The sequence below is a fragment of the Rhodococcus sp. NPDC059234 genome (assembly GCF_042754225.1).
GTDB lineage: Bacteria > Actinomycetota > Actinomycetes > Mycobacteriales > Mycobacteriaceae > Rhodococcus_G.
On the sequence record NZ_JBHZAH010000215.1, the window covers coordinates 1 to 2,145 of the forward strand.

A 2,145-nucleotide genomic window follows, 5' to 3' on the forward strand; every position below is an offset into this window, starting at 1 on the left:
TCGGCGTCGCGGTGCTGCTCGACGCGGTCCTGATCCGGCTGGTGCTGCTGCCGGTGCTGCTGCGCCTGACCGGGCACGCCGCCTGGTGGTCGCCGACCTGGCTGCGCCGGGTGCTGCCGAAGATCAGCTTCTCGCACGGCTGACGCCCACGGGTATGTGCGGTGGGCAAACACACACCCACCGCACATACCCCATGGGGTATTCTGATGTCAGGTCAGGCTCACAGAAAGGAACGATCATGGTTGGAAGCGAAGAAAGCGTCGAACTCGTCCTCAACAGGTTGCGCCGCGCCCACGGCCAACTTGCCGGGGTGATCGCGATGATCGAGAACGGGCGCGAGTGCAAGGACGTGGTCACCCAACTCGCCGCCGTCTCGCGCGCTTTGGACAAGGCCGGCTTCAAGATCGTCGCCAGCGGCCTGCGTGAATGCCTGACCGAGACGTCCGAGGGCGGCAAGGCGCCCATGACCGAAGCCGAGCTGGAAAAGCTCTTCCTCGCCCTCGCCTGAGACCGACAAGGAGAAGCAAGTGAAAACCCCTCCCCGCCAACAAGGATGGACGATCGAGCGAGTGGTGCCTCTGATGGGCGGCGCAATGGTCCTGGCCAGCGTAGCGCTCGCGCTTGCGCTCTCGCCGTGGTGGCTGCTCCTCACCGGATTCGTGGGCGCAAACCTGGTCTTCTACTCCGCGGTCGGATGGTGCCCCGCCAGCCTGATCATGGAGAAGGTCGGCCTGGAGCGGGCCAGCTGTCGCATACCGCTGACAACCACATAACCGTCCTGAAGCTTTCCCTCGACGACAACGGAGACCAACCGATGGAACTGGCACTGTCGACGACACTGAGAACCTCGTTCACCGACGCAGTCGAAGAAACCCGAGCCGCCTTGAAAGAGCAGGGATTCGGCGTGCTCACCGAGATCGACATGCAGGCCACTCTGAAGGCCAAGCTCGGCGAGGACATGGAGCGCTACCTCGTTCTCGGTGCCTGCAATCCACCGCTCGCTCATCGGGCATTGGAGGTGAACCGTCAGATCGGACTGCTCCTGCCCTGCAACGTGATCGTGCGCGAGGACCCGACCACCGAAGGCACGGTCGTCGTGGAAGCGATGAACCCGCAGCTGATGGTGCAGGTCACCGGCGAACCCGAACTCGAAGCTGTCGCCGAGGACGCCGGAAGGCGCCTGCAGGCCGCGATCGACACCCTCGCCGCCCAACACTGAGACATCCGAGATCAGGGCAGCGCAACCGATGACGTGATAGCAACTCGAGACCACAGGAGGCATCGATGACGATTCTTGTGGCCCTGGTGTTGGGTGCCGTCATCGGAATCCTGCTCGGCCTCCTCGGCGGCGGCGGGTCGATCCTCGCCGTTCCAGGGCTCGTCTACGGACTGGGGATCCCGCTCGAGCAGGCAGTGCCGATGTCACTGCTGGTGGTCGGCATTGCCGCGCTGTTCGGCGCCATCCCCAAAATCCGTGTCCGTCAAGTTCAATGGCGCGTCGCGGGCGTATTCGCCGTCACCGGTTTGCTGGCAGCGTTCGCCGGCGGCGCGGCGAATCGACTTCTTCCCCAAGCGGTGACCCTTGCCGGATTCGCCGTGGTGATGATCGCATCAGGAATCCGAATGCTCTCGAGCACCGAGGGCAGTGGAACGGCCTGCCGGGCAGAGGGCTCCACAGTCGACTGGCGCCGATGTACCTCCCGCGCCGTTCCGGCCGGCCTCGGTGTCGGATTCCTGACCGGACTGTTCGGGGTCGGGGGAGGGTTTCTCATCATTCCCGCCCTCGTCCTGCTACTCGGCATCGAGATGTCCGTCGCTGTCGGCACCTCCCTCGTGATCGTCACTGCCAATTCCGGATCCGGGCTCCTCGCGTATCTCGGCAACCTCAGCCTCGACTGGGGACTAGTTGCGGTGTTCACGGCAACTGCCATTGGCGGATCGCTCATTGCGGGCCGCTACGGGAAGAAGGTCGACACCGCCCGACTGCAGAAATGGTTCGCCTACCTGATCTTCGCGGTGGCAGTCTTCGTCCTCGTCCAAGTGATCGTCGTTCGGTAACGCCGCGTAGCCGCGGTAGGCACGTCGCAGCGACGATGCCAGAAGCAATCGGCGCCTGTACGTGATCAACTGCCGCCGCCTCGACCC

General features: G+C 64.3%; 4 protein-coding genes. All 4 read left to right on the forward strand.

The window, feature by feature from the left end; translation table 11 throughout:
* The first annotated feature begins 238 nt into the window (after window positions 1-238).
* The 4 genes from ACFXGJ_RS24325 (at window position 239) to ACFXGJ_RS24340 (ending at window position 2,058) form a co-directional block, all read left to right on the forward strand.
* Window positions 239-508, forward strand: coding sequence for a metal-sensitive transcriptional regulator (locus ACFXGJ_RS24325; RefSeq protein ID WP_378625834.1), 270 nt, complete (start codon window positions 239-241; stop codon window positions 506-508).
* Window positions 509-569: 61 nt separating this feature from the next.
* The gene (locus tag ACFXGJ_RS24330) at window positions 570-773 is read left to right on the forward strand and encodes a YgaP-like transmembrane domain (RefSeq protein ID WP_378625835.1); all 204 of its coding nucleotides are present in this window, start codon (window positions 570-572) and stop codon (window positions 771-773) included.
* A gap of 41 nt (window positions 774-814) precedes the next feature.
* Complete coding sequence (locus tag ACFXGJ_RS24335) at window positions 815-1,219, forward strand: DUF302 domain-containing protein (RefSeq protein WP_378625836.1); 405 nt, start codon at window positions 815-817, stop codon at window positions 1,217-1,219.
* A 65-nt stretch (window positions 1,220-1,284) separates the two neighbouring features.
* Window positions 1,285-2,058 (forward strand): sulfite exporter TauE/SafE family protein, encoded by a 774-nt coding sequence (locus ACFXGJ_RS24340; protein WP_378625837.1) that lies wholly within the window; start codon window positions 1,285-1,287, stop codon window positions 2,056-2,058.
* Window positions 2,059-2,145: the final 87 nt, after the last annotated feature.